Origin of the sequence: Streptomyces sp. NBC_00388 (genome assembly GCF_036061255.1) — a bacterium.
GTDB lineage: Bacteria > Actinomycetota > Actinomycetes > Streptomycetales > Streptomycetaceae > Streptomyces.
Window position 1 is genome coordinate 405,609 of sequence record NZ_CP107948.1, and the last position, 15,367, is coordinate 420,975.

Annotated in this window: 14 protein-coding genes; 10 read left to right on the plus strand and 4 right to left on the minus strand. The window is 70.9% G+C overall.

From position 1 onward, the window contains the following. The first annotated feature begins 24 nt into the window (after window positions 1–24). From OG917_RS01930 to OG917_RS01955, 6 genes are all read left to right on the plus strand, one after another. Window positions 25–1,146: a Glu/Leu/Phe/Val dehydrogenase dimerization domain-containing protein gene (locus OG917_RS01930; RefSeq protein ID WP_328315730.1), complete on the plus strand. Its 1,122-nt coding sequence runs from the start codon at window positions 25–27 to the stop codon at window positions 1,144–1,146. Then, on the plus strand, window positions 1,146–2,795 hold the full coding sequence (locus tag OG917_RS01935; protein WP_328315731.1) for an AMP-binding protein: 1,650 nt from the start codon (window positions 1,146–1,148) through the stop codon (window positions 2,793–2,795). The genes OG917_RS01930 and OG917_RS01935 overlap by 1 nt, the downstream gene beginning before the upstream one ends. A 45-nt stretch (window positions 2,796–2,840) precedes the next feature. Next, complete coding sequence (locus OG917_RS01940; protein WP_328315732.1) at window positions 2,841–4,133, plus strand: pyridoxal phosphate-dependent aminotransferase; 1,293 nt, start codon at window positions 2,841–2,843, stop codon at window positions 4,131–4,133. Between the two features lie 109 nt (window positions 4,134–4,242). Beyond that, window positions 4,243–5,184 (plus strand): fumarylacetoacetate (FAA) hydrolase, encoded by a 942-nt coding sequence (locus OG917_RS01945; RefSeq protein ID WP_328315733.1) that lies wholly within the window; start codon window positions 4,243–4,245, stop codon window positions 5,182–5,184. Window positions 5,185–5,306: 122 nt separating this feature from the next. After that, window positions 5,307–6,683 carry an NtaA/DmoA family FMN-dependent monooxygenase gene (locus OG917_RS01950; RefSeq protein ID WP_328315734.1) on the plus strand — a complete coding sequence of 459 codons (1,377 nt, stop codon included), beginning with the start codon at window positions 5,307–5,309 and terminating at the stop codon, window positions 6,681–6,683. Then, window positions 6,680–7,891, plus strand: a complete 1,212-nt coding sequence (locus tag OG917_RS01955) for an LLM class flavin-dependent oxidoreductase (protein ID WP_328315735.1) — start codon at window positions 6,680–6,682, stop codon at window positions 7,889–7,891. The genes OG917_RS01950 and OG917_RS01955 overlap by 4 nt, the downstream gene beginning before the upstream one ends. Window positions 7,892–8,065: 174 nt before the next feature. Here OG917_RS01955 and OG917_RS01960 read toward each other — a convergent pair whose 3' ends face one another. Next, entirely contained in the window at window positions 8,066–8,398 is a 333-nt protein-coding gene (locus OG917_RS01960; RefSeq protein WP_328315736.1) for a helix-turn-helix domain-containing protein, read from the minus strand. Between the two features lie 943 nt (window positions 8,399–9,341). Between OG917_RS01960 and OG917_RS01965 the strand changes: the two genes are divergently transcribed. Beyond that, the gene (locus OG917_RS01965) at window positions 9,342–9,536 is read left to right on the plus strand and encodes a hypothetical protein (protein WP_328315737.1); all 195 of its coding nucleotides are present in this window, start codon (window positions 9,342–9,344) and stop codon (window positions 9,534–9,536) included. 78 nt (window positions 9,537–9,614) lie between these two features. Here OG917_RS01965 and OG917_RS01970 read toward each other — a convergent pair whose 3' ends face one another. Continuing rightward, complete coding sequence (locus tag OG917_RS01970) at window positions 9,615–10,166, minus strand: EF-hand domain-containing protein (RefSeq protein WP_328315738.1); 552 nt, start codon at window positions 10,164–10,166, stop codon at window positions 9,615–9,617. Window positions 10,167–10,374: 208 nt separating this feature from the next. After that, window positions 10,375–11,370 carry a GlxA family transcriptional regulator gene (locus OG917_RS01975; RefSeq protein WP_328315739.1) on the minus strand — a complete coding sequence of 332 codons (996 nt, stop codon included), beginning with the start codon at window positions 11,368–11,370 and terminating at the stop codon, window positions 10,375–10,377. 131 nt (window positions 11,371–11,501) lie between these two features. Here OG917_RS01975 and OG917_RS01980 point away from each other — a divergent pair, with 131 nt between their 5' ends. The 3 genes from OG917_RS01980 (at window position 11,502) to OG917_RS01990 (ending at window position 14,305) form a co-directional block, all read left to right on the plus strand. Next, the gene (locus OG917_RS01980) at window positions 11,502–12,464 is read left to right on the plus strand and encodes an NADP-dependent oxidoreductase (protein ID WP_328315740.1); all 963 of its coding nucleotides are present in this window, start codon (window positions 11,502–11,504) and stop codon (window positions 12,462–12,464) included. A 293-nt stretch (window positions 12,465–12,757) separates the two neighbouring features. Next, window positions 12,758–13,177, plus strand: coding sequence for a rodlin (locus OG917_RS01985; protein WP_443058897.1), 420 nt, complete (start codon window positions 12,758–12,760; stop codon window positions 13,175–13,177). Window positions 13,178–13,621: 444 nt separating this feature from the next. Continuing rightward, entirely contained in the window at window positions 13,622–14,305 is a 684-nt protein-coding gene (locus OG917_RS01990) for a hypothetical protein (protein WP_328315741.1), read from the plus strand. Between the two features lie 415 nt (window positions 14,306–14,720). Here OG917_RS01990 and OG917_RS01995 read toward each other — a convergent pair whose 3' ends face one another. Then, the gene (locus OG917_RS01995; RefSeq protein WP_328315742.1) at window positions 14,721–15,209 is read right to left on the minus strand and encodes a hypothetical protein; all 489 of its coding nucleotides are present in this window, start codon (window positions 15,207–15,209) and stop codon (window positions 14,721–14,723) included. Between the last annotated feature and the right edge of the window lie 158 nt (window positions 15,210–15,367).

Consider the following 15,367-nt stretch of genomic DNA (forward strand, 5'->3'; position numbering starts at 1 on the left):
CAACCACCTCACGGAGGCTTGGCAATGAGTGTTCATGAAGGCCCGCAGGAGCCCGCGTTCACGGTCCACCTGAACGGCAGCGGCGGCACCGTCAAGGGCTGGGTGGTCGTCGACACGCTCGTCGACGGCCTGGGCATGGGCGGTGTGCGGATGACCACAGGGGTCACCGAGGAGGAAGTACGCGGCCTGGCGCGCGGCATGACCGAGAAGCTCGCACTCGTCGGCCTGCCCATCGGCGGCGCGAAGGCCGGCATCGTCTCGGACGGCACCAACCGCAAGGAGACCTTCCGCACCTTCGGCCGTACCGTCAAGCCACTGCTGCACGGGGGCATTCACCTCGGCATCGACCTGGGCGTCACACCCGCCGACCGCGCGGTGTTCTTCGCCGAGGCCGGTTACGACCCGCGCCGCCGGGCCCGCGCCGTGGACATGCCGATCGACTGGCGCACCTACTACGAACCGCTGATCGACGGCACCGGGCACGGCGTCGGGGTCGCCGCGGTCACGGCCCTGGAGGCGAGCGGGCACCAGGGGCCGGCCCGCGTCGTGGTGCAGGGCTTCGGTGCGGTCGGCCGGGCGGTCGCGGGGTTCCTGGAGGAGCGCGGGCACCTCATCGTCGGCGTCGCCGACGTGGAGGGGACCATCAGCAGCAGCGAGGGACTGTCGGTGGCGGACCTCGTAGCCGTCACCGACTCGCTCGGAAGGATCGACCGGGCACGGCTGCCGCAGCAGGTCACCGTGGACCCCGAGCAGGACGCCTGGCTCGGCGTCGATGCCGACCTGCTGGTCCTCGCGGCGCAGAAGGACGCGCTCAACGCCGAGAACGCGCACCGGCTGCGCGCGGGACTCGTCGTCGAGGGCGGCAATCTCACGTCCAGCGCGGAGGCCAAGCAGAAGATCGCCGCGTCCGGCGCCACGCTGGTGCCCGATGTCGTCGCCAACGTGGGCGGTGCGGCCGCGGCCGGACTCGCCATCGCCCGGCTCGTCCCCTTCGACCTGTCGGCCGCCAAGCGCAAGGAATGGGTTTTCGACTGGGTCGGAAGCCGGGTCCGCGACAACACCAGGGATCTCCTGGAGATCGCCGCGTCGAGCGCGGGTGACCCGCTGCCGCAGCTGCTCGCGGCGCGCGGAAAGGGGCGGCGCTGATGGGATCGACCGGAAAGGACAGCCGCGCGGCCGAGTACCGTCGCCGGGGCTGGTGGCGGGACGAGACCTTCCTCGACGACCTGCTCCGGCAGGCGCGTGCGCACCCGCACCGGCTCGCCGTCGCGGGCCGCCGCGTCACCGAGTCGCACACGGACACACTCGACTACGCCGAACTGGCCCGGCTGACCGACCGGTTCGCCCACGCGCTGCTCGGTCTCGGCGTCCGCCGGGGTGACTTCGTGGCCGTACAGCTCCCCAACCGGTGGGAGATGGTGCCCTTGATGTTCGCCTGTATGCGGGTCGGCGCCGTCATCTGCCCGATCTCCCCCGTCTGCCCCGAGGACGAGCTGCGCCACCGGCTGGGGCTCACCGGGGCCCGGGTGTGCGTCACGCTCGCCGAGTGGTCGGGCGACCCGCTGGCCCTGATCGCCACCGGGCTCAGGGACGAACTCTCCTCGCTCGAACACGTGCTGGTCGTGGACGGGCCGCCGCCGGCCGGTGCGCTCTCCTTCCACGACCACTTCGTGGCCGCCGGGCGGGAAGAGGACGGGGGCGCCCGGCTGGAGGGCCTGGCTCTGTCGGCCGACGAGCCGTTCGTGGTCCTGTTCACCTCCGGCACCACCGGAGAGTCCAAGGGCGTGTTGCACAGCCAGAACACCGTCCACTCCGCCGTGCGCGGATACACCGACGCCTTCGGGCTCGGTGACGACTGGGTGGCCGCCGTGTCCACCCCGCTCGTCCACTACTCGGGCTTCGCACAGGGCGTTCTCGCCGGCGTCCTGCTCGGCGGCACCGTCACCTTCCAGGACGTACGCAGGAACGAGGTGTTGCTCGACCTGGTGGAGCGCTACGGCGCCACGCTCCTGTACGGGCCGCCGGCCACACTCGCCGACGTGGCCGCTTCGCAGCGGGCAGGACAGCGGGGAACAGGAACCCTGCGGCATGTGGTGATCGGCTCGGCCCAGGTGCTCAGGGAGCTCGCCGACGACGTCCACGAGACGCTCGGCGCCCGCACGTACTCGCTGTGGGGCATGTCCGAGGCGGGCCCGGTGACCACGACACGGCCGGACGACCCGCAGGAGTGGGCCGCGCACAGCAACGGGCGCGTCATCGATTCCATGGAGATCCGCATCGCCCCGTCCGGCGCCGATGGCGGCCCGGGCGGGGCCGGGCGCCTCCAGGTACGCGGCGCGTCACTCGCACTCGGCTACTACAAGCGCGACGACGTGTTCGCCGCCGAACTGACGGCCGACGGCTGGTTCGACACCGGCGACCTGGCGCGGGACGACGGCCGCGGCGGCGTGCGCATCATCGGGCGGGCCCGCGACGCGATCCTCCGCGACGGTCTGGTCGTGCCCATGACGGAGCTGGAGGCGGCCATCGGCAGCCACCCGAAAGCGGCCGAGGCCGCGCTGGTGGGCCTGCCGTCAGCGGAAGGCGCGCCCGCAGCCGTGATCTGCGCCGTCGTGGTCCCCGGCGGACCGGCCGGTCCCTCACTCGACGAACTCCGCTCCCACCTCGGCGATTCGGGGCACGACCCCCGCTTCCTGCCGGACCGGGTGGAGCTGCTCGCCGCGCTCCCGAAGACCCTGACCGGCAAGGTCCGCAAGGCGGAGCTGCGGCAGCGGTACGCCACCACGGCGACCTGAGTACGCCCGCACCCCGCACGGCCGCCCCCGACCGATGGAGCCTCCATGCCCGAACCCGTACCTGTCCCCATGTCAGCCACCCTCGCGGCCGACGAGGTCATGGCCCGCAGGCGCCAGGCCGGGGAGCGGGTCGTACCGATGACGAGCGGCGAGATCGGCCTGCCCGTCCACCCCGTGCTGGCCGGCCGGCTCGCCGCAGCGGTGCACGAGAACGCGTACGGTCCCGTCGCCGGGAGCGGGGAACTGCGTACCGCGGCCGCCGGATACTGGGAGCGCCGTGGCATCGGCACCGACCCCGGCCTGGTCGTGGCCGGGCCGGGCAGCAAGCCGCTGCTGTTCGCTCTGCTGCTCGCCATCGGCGGCGACGTGATCGTGCCCGTCCCCGGCTGGGTCAGCTACGCGGCGCAGGCCAGGCTCGTCGGAGCGCGTCCCCTCCCGGTGCCGATCCAGCCGGGGCAGGGCGGGGTGCCGGACCCGGACCGGCTGCGCGAGGCGGTCACCGCCGCACGTGCCGCCGGGAAGAACCCGCGATCCGTGGTGGTGACCGTGCCGGACAACCCGACCGGCACCATCGCTGCGCCCGGCACCGTCCGGCGTCTCGCGGAAGCGGCCCGCGAGCTGGACCTGGTCATCGTCTCCGACGAGATCTACCGCGACCTGGTCTACCCGGCGTCGGCGCCGGCCGTGTCCCCGGCCGCGCACGCGCCCGAGCGCACCGTCGTGACGACCGGACTCACCAAGAACCTGGCGCTGGGCGGCTGGCGCACGGGGGTGGCCCGGCTGCCGGACAGCGACATCGGACAGGCCCTCCACACCCGTCTGGTCTCGGTCGCGAGCCAGATCTGGTCCAGTCCGACGGCGCCGGTACAGGCGGCCGCCGCGTACGCCTTCGGGGAGCCGCCGGAGATCACCGAACACATTGCGGCGAGCCGCAGGCTGCACGAAGCGGTGGTGCGCGCGGTCGCCGCCCGCTTCAGCGCCGCGGGGGCGGTTCTGGCCCCCGTCCGCGCGACCTGTTACCTCTACCCGGACTTCGAGCCGCTGCGGGAGCGGCTGGCGCGGACGCAGGGCGTGCGGGACGGCGACGATCTGACCCGGCTCCTCCTCGAACGCCACGGAGTCGGTGTCCTGCCGGCGAGCGCATTCGGGGAGACCGGGCGCCCCCTGCGCATCCGCGCGGCCACCAGCCGGCTCTACGGCGACTCCCCCGCGCAACGCACGGCCGCACTCGCAGCGCCGGACCCGGTCGAGCTGCCCTGGATCCGCTCGACGGTCGAGCGCATCGGGGAGGCCCTGGCCGACATCACCGGCGCCTGCGCCGACGCCTCACAACCCTGAACCGCCGGCCCCGCCCACGCCTCGGAGCCCGGACACGCGCTGTCTCAGAAGACGTGGAAGCCCTGCACCGCAGAAACCGTAGAAGTAAGCCGTAGAAGGAGCCCTCACCATGTCTGTGTCCCCTCTGCCCGTCCTGTTCGAGGCGACGTACCGCAGCGCGCGCCATGTCGGCTTCGGCAGGCCCGGGCCCGGCGCGCGCCAGACCCTTTACCGGGTGCAGGACGGTCAGGTCGCAGCCGCATTCGTGGCCACCGACGGCTCGGAAGCCGCCCTGCGTGCCGCTCTCGCCGAGGGCGCGGAGACGGTCACCGTCACCGTCGGCGACCCTGAGGTGCGCCTGCTGCCCCCGTTGCTGCCGACGGCCACCGGGAACGCGCTGCTGAGCGGTTTCATGGGCACCCACAAGAAGAAGTGGGGCGGTGAAACCGCTCCGCTGGGCGCCGGGTTCACTCCGCCGAAGTGGTTCTTCAAGGGGTTCGGCGACTGGGTGCGGCTGCCCGGCGAGACACTGAACGTACCGGCGCGACCGGTGGCGCTCATCGAGGAGCCTGAGGTCGCACTCGTCTATGTCAACGACGAGGACGGCACCCCGCACTACGCGGGATACACCTTCGGCAACGACCTGTGCGATATCGGCCTGCACCGCGAGAACCCCGGCTACAACCCGTACTGCAAGCTGTGCGACACCGCCCTCACCCCCTGGCTGTTCCTCGGCGCGCCACCGCGCACGGCGAGCGGGCGGGTCACGATCGTGCGGGACGGTGCGACGGCCTGGGAGGGCACCTTCGACTGCGGTGCGGACGACCTGTACTACCGGGTGCGGGAGATGGCTGAGCACCTGTTCTCGTTCCCCGCGGTGCGGCGGCCCGGTCTGGTCAACTACGTACTCCTGGGCGCGGACGAGGCCAGCTTCCACGACGGTTTCCGGATCGCCGACGGCGACCGCATCGGCATCGACGTGAAGAGTCACGGCGTGACCTTCGAGAACCAGGTGCGGTACGTCTCCCCCGCTCCACTGCCGGGCTCCGCGGCCACCGTCTCCACCGCGTGAACAGCTCATGAAACCGGCCCGGGAGCCTGTGCACGCTCAGACCGTCGCAGGCAGGCTCTTGGGAGCCGGTCCCCCGCCGCGGCCCGGACCGCAGACGGTATTCCTCAGGAGGAGATGGCACCGTGCCCGCAATCGGAAAGAAGCAGGTGCACCTCGCGGCGCAGCTGCCCGGAATCGACAACGTGACCCTCTGGTCCGATCCCCGGTCCGGGAGCCAGATAGCCGTCGACTCCTTCATACGGCTCGCGCAGACCGCCGAACGCGGCAAGTTCGACTTCTTCTTCCTCGCCGAGGGCCTCCGGCCGCGCGAGCACAAGGGCCATGTCTACGACCTGGACGTGGTGGGGCGCCCGGAGAACCTCACGATGCTGAGCGCCCTTGCCGCGGTCACGACACGCCTGGGTCTGGCCGCGACCGTCAACGCCACGTTCAACGAGCCGTACGAGGTGGCGCGCAGGCTCGCCACCCTCGACCACCTCAGCGAGGGGCGGACCGCCTGGAACGTGGTCACCAGCTTCGACGCCTTCACCGGCGAGAACTTCCGCCGCGGCGGCTTCCTGGCGGAGAGCGACCGCTACGCGCGGGCCGCCGACTTCCTCAGCACCGCCCGCGCGTTGTGGGACAGCTGGGACGACGGGGACATCCGCGCGGACGTGGCCGGGGGTGAGTTCGTACGGGCGGGGGCAGGCCGGTTCGCCCGGCGCGACCGGCACTTCGACATCTCGGGAGCGTTCACCACACCGCGTGGCCCGCAGGGGCACCCGGTGGTCATCCAGGCGGGCGAGTCCGATGCGGGGCGCGAGTTCGCCGCGTCCGGCGCCGATGTCGTCTTCAGCAAGTACAACCGGCTCGACGAGGCCCGCGCCTTCTACCGGGACGTGAAAGGGCGCCTGTCCGGCCACGGACGCACCCGGGACGAGCTGAAGATCATTCCTACCGCGACCGCCGTCGTCGCCGACACCGACGAGGAGGCCGCCGCGCGCGCCGCCGAGATCACCCGCTCCCTGGTGAGCCCGCAGACCGCGATCGCTCACCTCGAAGCCGTCTGGGGCCGCGACCTGTCCGCGTACGACCCGGACGGACCACTGCCCGGCATCGAACCCGAGGCCGACTCCCTGCTCCTCAAAGGGCATTCGACGTACCGCAAGGGGCGCGGTGAGACAGCGCGGCAGTGGCGCAAGCTTGCCGGTGAACGCGGCCTGAGCATCCGCGAGTTGGTCATCGAGGTCAGCGGCGGCCAGACCTTCGTCGGCAGTCCGCGCACCGTCGCGGACGCCATCGACCACTTCGTGCAGAGCGACGGCGCCGACGGCTTCGTCTTCGTCCCCCATCTGACACCCGGCGGACTGGACGACCTGGTGGACCGGGTGGTGCCCCTGCTGCAGGAGAAGGGTGTGTTCCGCACGGAGTACGCGGGCACGACGCTCCGCGACCACCTGGGGCTGGGCGCACCCCGGCCCGCCACCGCGCTCGTACCCGGCGATGAGGAGACATCATGACCGGCACCCCGCTGCACCTCGCCGTCGCGCTCGACGGTGCGGGCTGGCATCCGGCGGCCTGGCGGGCCGAGGGCGCCCGGCCCCGCGAACTGTTCACCGCCGCCTACTGGGCCGGCCTGGTCACCGAGGCAGAGCGCGGGCTGCTGGACTTCGTCACCTTCGAGGACGCCCTCGGCCAGCAGTCCGCCGCCTTCCACCGGCCCGACGACCGCACCGACCAGATCAGGGGCAGCCTGGACGCGGTCCTGCTCGCCGCCCGCCTCGCGCCTCTCACCACCCGCATCGGCCTGGTCCCGACCACGAATGTCACTCACACCGAGCCGTTCCACCTCGCCATCGGCATCGCCACACTCGATCACGCCAGCAGGGGACGCGCGGGATGGCGCCCGCAGATATCGGCCCGGGCCGCGGACGCCGCCCACTTCGGCCGCCGCACGACACCGCAGCTCACCGACGACGACGTACGCGACTCCGAGCTGATCGCCAAGCGGCTGCGTCCGCTGTTCGACGAGGCCACCGACGTGGTGGAGGTGGCGCGCCGGCTGTGGGACAGCTGGGAGGACGACGCGGAGATACGGGACGCGGCAACAGGCCGGTTCATCGACCGCGACAAGCTGCACCACATCGCCTTCGAGGGCCCCTGCTTCAGCGTGCGAAGCCCGTCGATCACCCCGCGCCCGCCACAGGGCCGGCCGCTCGTCGCCAGCCTCGCGCATGCGTCCACCCCGTACGAATTCGCCGCACGCAGCTCCGACATCGTCCACATCACGCCGCACGACCGCGCGGGTACCGGGACGATTCTCGCGCAGGTCGCCGAGGCCGTGGCGAGCACCGGCCGGGACCTGCGGGAAAGGCCTCTGCGGACATTCGCCGAACTCCTCGTCTTCCTGGACGCGGAACCGGGTGCCGCCGCACACCGCAAGGCCCGTCTGGACGGACTGGACGGCGCTGAACTCGGCTCCGACGCCAAGGTCTTCACCGGCACGCCCGAGGACCTCGCCGATCTGCTGCTCGACTGGCGCGCAGCCGGTCTCGACGGCTTCCGGCTGCGGCCGGGCACGCTCCCGCACGACCTGACGGCGATCACCCGCGGCCTGGTTCCGGAGCTGCAACGGCGCGGCGCCTTCCGCACCGCTTACGACGCCACCACCCTGCGCGGTCATCTGCGGCTCTCCCGCCCCCGGAGCATGTACGCGAACGCGGGTTGACTTCGGGCTTCGCCTGCCGCCCCTCAGGTACGAGGAGCCGCCCGGCGGTGAAGTGCCGGAGGCGGGCGGCTGGCGGGCCGTTGGCGGGTGGCACCGTGGGGCAGGCCGCCCTCGGTCCGGTGCCGTGGGGCGGGCCGCCGGTGGTCAGGCCGCCGGTGGTCAGGCCGCTGTTGGTCAGGTGTCGGAGCGGGGCTCCGCAGCGGATCGGCGGTGGTCCTCGTTGATGCGCTTGGCCTCTTCGAGCTGGTCCTCAAGGATCACGATGCGGCAGGCGGCCTCGACCGGGGTCCCCTGGTCGACGAGTTCACGGGCGCGGGCGGCGATCCGCAGCTGGTAGCGGGAGTACCGGCGGTGGCCGCCGTCGGAGCGCAGCGGGGTGATCAGGCGGGCTTCACCGATCGCCCGCAGGAATGCCGGGGTGGTGCCGAGCATGTCGGCGGCCCGCCCCATGGTGTAGGCGGGATAGTCGTCGTCGTCGAGACGGCCGAGCGGGTTTTCTGCGGTCACTTGCACCTCGGTTCGAAGAACGCGTCGAGGGGCCCTGGCGCCGTACGGCACCAGGGCCCCGAGGGATTTGAACACCACCTGCCGGCCTATGGCAACGCCGGCCTTGTTGATCCGCACCGTCTCCGAGAGGGCTGGGACGTGCGCGGGGATCGCGGATGCGTGACCGTGGGACCACCTTCCGTTCCGGGGCCTTCGGTACCCGGGCCGACTGCTCGCGCCCGGGCGATCCTGATGGCGTCTGCCTCCTTCTCCTGTCTTTCCTGCACCTCAACTGCCTGCCACTTCGGTCCTGCGTAACGCGCGGCCCCTCACGAGCCGCCGGCCCGACAGTCAGCGACGAGACCCCGAGAGCCTTCCGGCCCCGCCACTCCACCGTCGTGCCACCTGCTACCGCGGTCCTGCCTGCACTACCGCGGTCCTGCCCACGCGGCAGTTCGTCCCTGCCGCGCCCTTCTCGATCTCTTGGCTACAAGGAAAACGTTAACTCCACACCGGGCGAATGTCTACTTCCGTCACGGCAGATTTTCGAAGGGCCCCAGGGTCGTCTTCTGCTCTGGGTGCGATGAGAAAACTGCACCGCAGCCACAGGTAAGGACGTGGCCCACTCCTGTTCAGCGACCTCCTCGCCCGGGAACCCCTTCCCGTCGCAGGCGTCCCGCCTCCGCGGCGCGATCACAGCCGCAGGCCACACGGAGCGGTTTCCGCCGGCGCGCACGAACACCCCCGTAAAACGTTGCGGCCCCACTTCCGATTGCGGATCGTTTCAAGAGGCGTTTCATTGGAAGTGCACCGTGATCTCCGGCGGAAGCCCGCACCGGGAGACACCTTCCCTGCACGTCGGCTGCCCTCTGGCACAGTCGGCAGCCGCGCGATCAGCCGGCTACGGCGTACGCGCTCGACAGGGTGGGGGCGCAGCCGGAAACGCCGCGGCAAGGAGGCAGTGATGGCCCATCATCACAAGTCGAACAAGGCAGTTGAAGGCGCCCCGTACGACGAACACGGACGCGGGATGCCACGCCGCCCCGACGCGGACCGGCTCGAAAGGCGAGTGGAGGCGGACCGTCAGGACCTCGGTCTTCCCGGGAAGCCGCAGTCCTCGGCGGCACAGGAAGACGCGGAGTCGCCCCGGAACTCCTGACCGGCACACCTCCCGGACACCCCGGCACACCACAGGTGCGCCGGGGTGTCCGAGGGGTCGGGGCCTGGCACGGTCGGGTCAGACGTGCCCGAAGAACAGGCTGCCCGGCGCGTCGGGGTCGTTCGAGAGGAAGTGCTCGCGGATCGCGCGGATGAATTCCTGGCGCGAGATCGCACCGTCCCCGTCGGTGTCCAGCCTCATGAACGAGTCCATCGCGTCGGGCGCGTCGATCCTCCACACATCCCGCAGCGCGCGGGCGAACTCGTCCTTGCTGATCTCGTTGTCACCATTGACGTCGATGACATCGAAGATCGCATGGCCGGCGCCCTCGGTCACGTTGAGCCGGCTGGTGTCGATGGCTGCGAGCCGGTTGGCCGTGACGAACTCGCCCTTCGTGAGCCGGTCCCCGTCCACACCCGAGTGACGCAGCAGCTCCAGCCAGTAGATCTGGGAGAAGGACTGAAGCGCCCTGGCCCTGCGGTCGTCCTTGCCGAGCCGGTAGGCCTCGATGTAGCGGTCGGCGAGCCTCTGGTAGTCCGTCCAGTCCAGAAAGCCGTCGCGGTTGGCGTCCATGGTGTCGAATGCCCGCTCGTACTTGGCGGTGATGACATCCTGCGCTGTTGTGGTCATGGCCCGAACCCTTCTGTGGTCCTGTCGTGCGGCTTCCTCAGGATGGAGCGCGGCCGGCTCCAGGAGTACCGAAACCACGTTCATGCCACCCGATGTGGTGATCGGGTCCCTCGCGGCCGGTCTGCCACACGTCTCGCCGCAGCGGCCCGGCCGCGCAGGCCGGCCTGCCGTTGCAGCCGGCCTGGACCAGCGATCGGTTCGCACACGCTCAGGACACCGGGGACGGCTCGGTCAGGGCCGGTTCCGGGGCGTGGTGAGCGCGGCGGTACGCCAGTGGGGACAGGCCGAGGTGGGTCTGGAAGTGCTTGCGCAGCGCGACCGGATCGCCGAAGCCGCACGCGGTAGCGATCCGCGCGACGGTCAGCTCGCTGGACTCCAGGAGGCCGCGCGCCTGGGTCAACCGGCTCTGAACCAGCCATTGGAGAGGGCTTGTCCCCACCTCGGCACGGAACCGGCGGGTGAATGTGCGCTCGCTCATGTGGGCATGGCCGGCCATGTCCTGCAGCGTGAGCGGTTCGGAGAGCCGGCTCAGGACCCACTGGCGGGTGTCCGAGGTGGAGCGACCGGCGTCCCTCGGTACGGGGTGCTCGATGAACTGCGCCTGTCCGCCTTCGCGCCAGGGGGCCACCACGCAGTGGCGCGCCGCGGAGCCGGCCACGGTGGCGCCGTGGTCCCTGCGGACCAGGTGGAGGAAGAGGTCGATGCCGGCCGCTCCGCCGGCCGCCGTCAGGATGCGCCCGTTGTCCACGAAGAGCACGTCCTGATCGACCTCGACGCTGGGGAACAACTCGGTGAACCGGCGGCACAGCGCCCAGTGAGTGGTGGCTCGCTGGCCGTCCAGCAGGCCGGCCGCCGCCACCAGGAATGCCGACGTGCACAGGCTGACGATCCGGGTGCCGGGACGGATGAGGGCGAAGGCGGCGGCGACAGGGGCGGGCAGTTCGCCGGTGGCCAGCAACTGTTCATCGGGCTCCTGGGTGGCGATCACCACGGTGTCCGCGCTCTCCAGGAGCGATTCGTCCTCGTCCACGACGATCCGGAAGCCCTCGTTCGTACGAACAGGCCGACCGCCGAGCGAGCACGTCGTCACCGAATAGAGCCGTGACCCGGACGGGTCGAGGGCTTCGTTGAACACCCGGGCGGCGATACCCAGGTCCATCGGTACGACCCTGTCCAGGGCGAGAACGGCAACACGATGCGGCATGGCTGGAATGGTACGACAGATGGCTGTCCAGCCATTCACGGGGACCGCCGGGCGTCAACGAGGCTGGACACCTACCGGAGCCCCTGGCTCCGGACCGAAGAGACGTCATCACGGATACGAACGAGGAAAGCATGAGCGAGCAGACGATGCGTGCCGTCACCATCAAGGAGTTCGGCGGCCCGGACGTGCTGACCGTCGGCCGGGTCGCACGCCCCGAGCCGCTCCCGACGGAAGTACTGGTGCGGGTGCACGCCGCCGGAATCAACCCGGTGGACTGGAAGACCCGCGCGGGCCAGGGCATGGCCGGGTTGCAGACCCTGCCGCTGATCCTCGGCTGGGACGTCTCCGGCGTCGTCGAGGAAGTCGGCTTCGGTGTCACCACGCTCGCACCGGGCGACGAGGTCTACGCCATGCCGTGGTTCCCCCGCCCGGCCGGCGCGTACGCCGAGTACGTCACGGCGCCGTCCCGCCAGTTCGCCCGTAAGCCGGCCTCGCTCTCGCACATCGAGGCCGCGGCACTGCCCCTCGCGGCGCTCACTGCCTGGCAGGCGCTGGTCGACACGGCGCGTGTGTCCAGCGGACAGCGGGTCCTGGTACACGCCGCGGCCGGAGGTGTGGGGCACCTGGCAGTGCAGATCGCCAAGCACCTCGGCGCCGAGGTGATCGCGACCGCTCGCGAACCCCGGCACGGCTGGCTGAAGGAACTGGGGGCGGACCAGACGATCGACTACACCCGTCAGCGGTTCGAGGAGGCCGTCGGGGAGGTCGACGTCGTCATCGATCTGATCGGCACGGCAGACAGCACCGATGTGCGATCGGTTTCGGCGACCCGGCCGGGCGGCCTGGTCATCTCCGTCCCGGGCGGGGTCTCGGACGCGCTGTCCGCAGCGGCCGGGCAGGCGGGCGTGCGCACCAGCCCGCTGCTGGTGGAGCCGGATGCCTCGGCGCTGAAGTCCATCGCCGACCTGGTCGACTCCGGCGCGGTCCGCGTCGAGGTGGAGCGTTCCTTCGCCCTGGAACGCGCCTCCGAGGCACATCGGCTCGGTGAGGCGAACCGCACCCGGGGCAAGCTCGTGCTGGAAGTCGCCGGCTGACGCCGTCGCCGACGACGTAAAGGAGCGGGCGCGCCCGCGGCCTCCCCGGTCGCCCGACGCTGGTACGTGGGGCCTTCCTCACGTGCCGGCGCCGCTCACGGGCGACCACCGCATCCAGGATGAAGGCGCGGGCTCCGTCCCCCTCTTCGGCGTTGAGGAATCCGAGCAGAGCGGATTCACCTGATTTACCGTCAACTGGCAACCCCACTCCGCCGACTCACCGACGATCAGGTGAATCAGTCCGGATGCACCGGATCGCTGGATCTACTGAGGCACGTCTCTGTTCAAAGAACATGCACTGGAGTGACATGTACTTCCGTACCGCCCTCACCGCTGCCGGCCTCGCTGCCGCCGCCATCGCCGGCACCGCCGGAAACGCAGCCGCCATCGGTAACGACGGCACCCACTCCCTGAGCGGCAATGGCGCCGAGCAGGCCTTCGGAAACTCTTCGACCGACGGGAACATGAGCCCGCAGGGGGCCCTGATCCAGGGTTCCCTGAACAAGGTGTGCGCAGGCGTGCCGGTCAAGGCGAACGTGGGTTCCCTCGTGGGCATTCTCGTGCCGGTCGCCGTCCAGGACATCCCCGTCCTGTCGTCCCCGCAGAACCAGCAGTGCACCGAGAACTCCACCCAGGCCAAGGGCGACGAGCCGCTGTCCCACCTCGTCGACAATGTTCCGGTGCTTTCCGGAAACGGCGCAGGAAACAACTAGGTCCGGTCTCCGGTCACGTCGGCAGCAGCGGGACGGGGCCACGGCCTGAGACGTGCGGGTCTGGGCAGCATGCCGCCCAGACCCGCACTGCCCGGAGTGTCAGCGGCTCATCAGCGAAAGAGAACACTGTGCTGACATCCGCCCCCGCCCCCGCCCCCGTGACCCGGTGATCGCGGCCTGGGCAGGCGCTGCGCAAAGTGTTCCGCGGGGGCGGATATCCGGGGCCGGAGCGCCGCCTCCCCGTCCGGTCCGCACGGTGGTTCGACACCAACGCCCCCTGGGGCACTGCCCGGTTCCCTTGTTACCAAGTGCGGACAGAACCCGGTGAACAATTCCTGCCGGGCCGCCCTCATATGAGGTGTAGCGAACAGCGGATCGGGCCGGTCGTCCTGCGACAGCAAGGCGGAGGCGCCGCATTCTGACCACTCATGGGGGATTTCAATGATGACCAATCACCGGGCTCGCCGCACCGCCCGTTCCGCCGGTCTGGTGGCCGTGGCCGCCGCTGCGGCGTTCTCGCTGACCGCCTGCCAGAGCGGGGGCAAGGAAGCCGCAGGAACGGCCACGCAGAATTCCGTCTCCGCCTCCCGTCCCACCGGTGACGGCGGTGCGCCCGGCGCGTCCAGCGCCGGCGCAGGCACGGCCCGGATCAGCTCGCGGACCGTGGCGTACGGCGCGCACCGCATCGCCGCGCAGAGCACCTCGGCCAAGGCAGGATCGCCGGTCCGCACCCAGACCCTGCCGGACGGCAGCAAGGCCGAGATCTACAAGCTCGGCGACCAGCACTACCGTGCCGAGATCGTCAGCCGCGATTCGGTCCTGGCCACGCTGGAGACGGACAACACCGACGCCGGGCTCGACGCCAACGACATGTTCGTGGTGCTCACGCTGGGCGGCGAGGTCCACGCCTGGATGGGCGGCGGCCACCAGGGACCGGGCACCTTCAAGCTCGCAGGTGGCTGGACGGCCAAGGTCACGAAGCTCGGCGAGTTGCGGTACCGCGCGCAGATCATCGGCCACGACGGCGTGGCCGCCACGCTGAACACCAACCAGCACGACGTCGGGCTCGACGCCAACGGCATCTACATCGTCCTCAGCGACGGGGGCATCATCAGCGCACACGCGTGACCACCTGCCCGGCTGTGGCGGTGAGGCTGCCTGCTGCGGGCCCCACCGCCACAGCCGGGGAAGCGTACGAGCGCTCGGCTGGTTCGCCGGCGCACGTCGAGGTGAGCCGGGGGTGCTCTGCGTCCAGGGGCTCCAGCGGCCCTCGCCCCCTGCGCATCCGGGGTCTGCCCGAACTCGCCCGGCCCGGCAGGACCCACCGGGTGTACGCCCGTCACGCGACGCCACAGCAGCCCCTGACCGTAAGGAATCTGATGTGACGTCACATGACGGGCGATCATGCTTGATGCCCGGTGGAACGGGCTCTCGGAGATGAGCCCCCCGTCCGGACCGCCGGACTGCACAGCGCGTGCGCCCGGATGTCCAGCACCGGGTCAAACGGCCCCTGTTCGCCCGCGACCACGGTGCACCCGCTCACTCAGGGGTGGTAGATCTCCTGCATGGCGGTGATCCGGCTCTGGCCGTCGACGCGGTAGGAGAAGTGCGGGCTGTTGGCGAGCTTGTGGTTCACCAGCCACTTCGGGGTGACCTTCCGGGTCGCGGTGTCGTGGAGGACCTTGACGGAGGCACCCGGGGCAACGACCAACGACCGGGCCGCTCCCGAAGGGGTGTACACAACGTCTTCGTCGTTCTTCGAGTTCACGCGGCACGTCTCCGGAGTGACGCGCACGACGGTGTTGCCCCGGACAGTCTTGGCGGAGTCCAGCTTGAAGAAGTGCTCGTACCCTGCGGGCAGGTGACACGGCAGCCAACGACCGGCCTTGTCACCGGCCGAACCGGATGCGCTGGACACAGTCTGGGCACTTGCCGCCGTGCGCGGGCTGGCGCCCGAGGACCCGCACGCGGTCGCGACGAGCGCGGCGGCGGAGGCGAGGACGACGGCGACGGAGGCGTAACGGTGATTCATGGACATCCTCTGCTACGAAGACCGATGGACACCGGGGGAGATACCGGTCGCGAGGCTGGCGTTTCAGCGGGCCACCGGCTGCAACCGGATAGTGACAATCGTCACGGCGCGGAGACACTCTCCCGCCCGGCGCTTTCCGTCGGGCGGTGGCGGTGCCG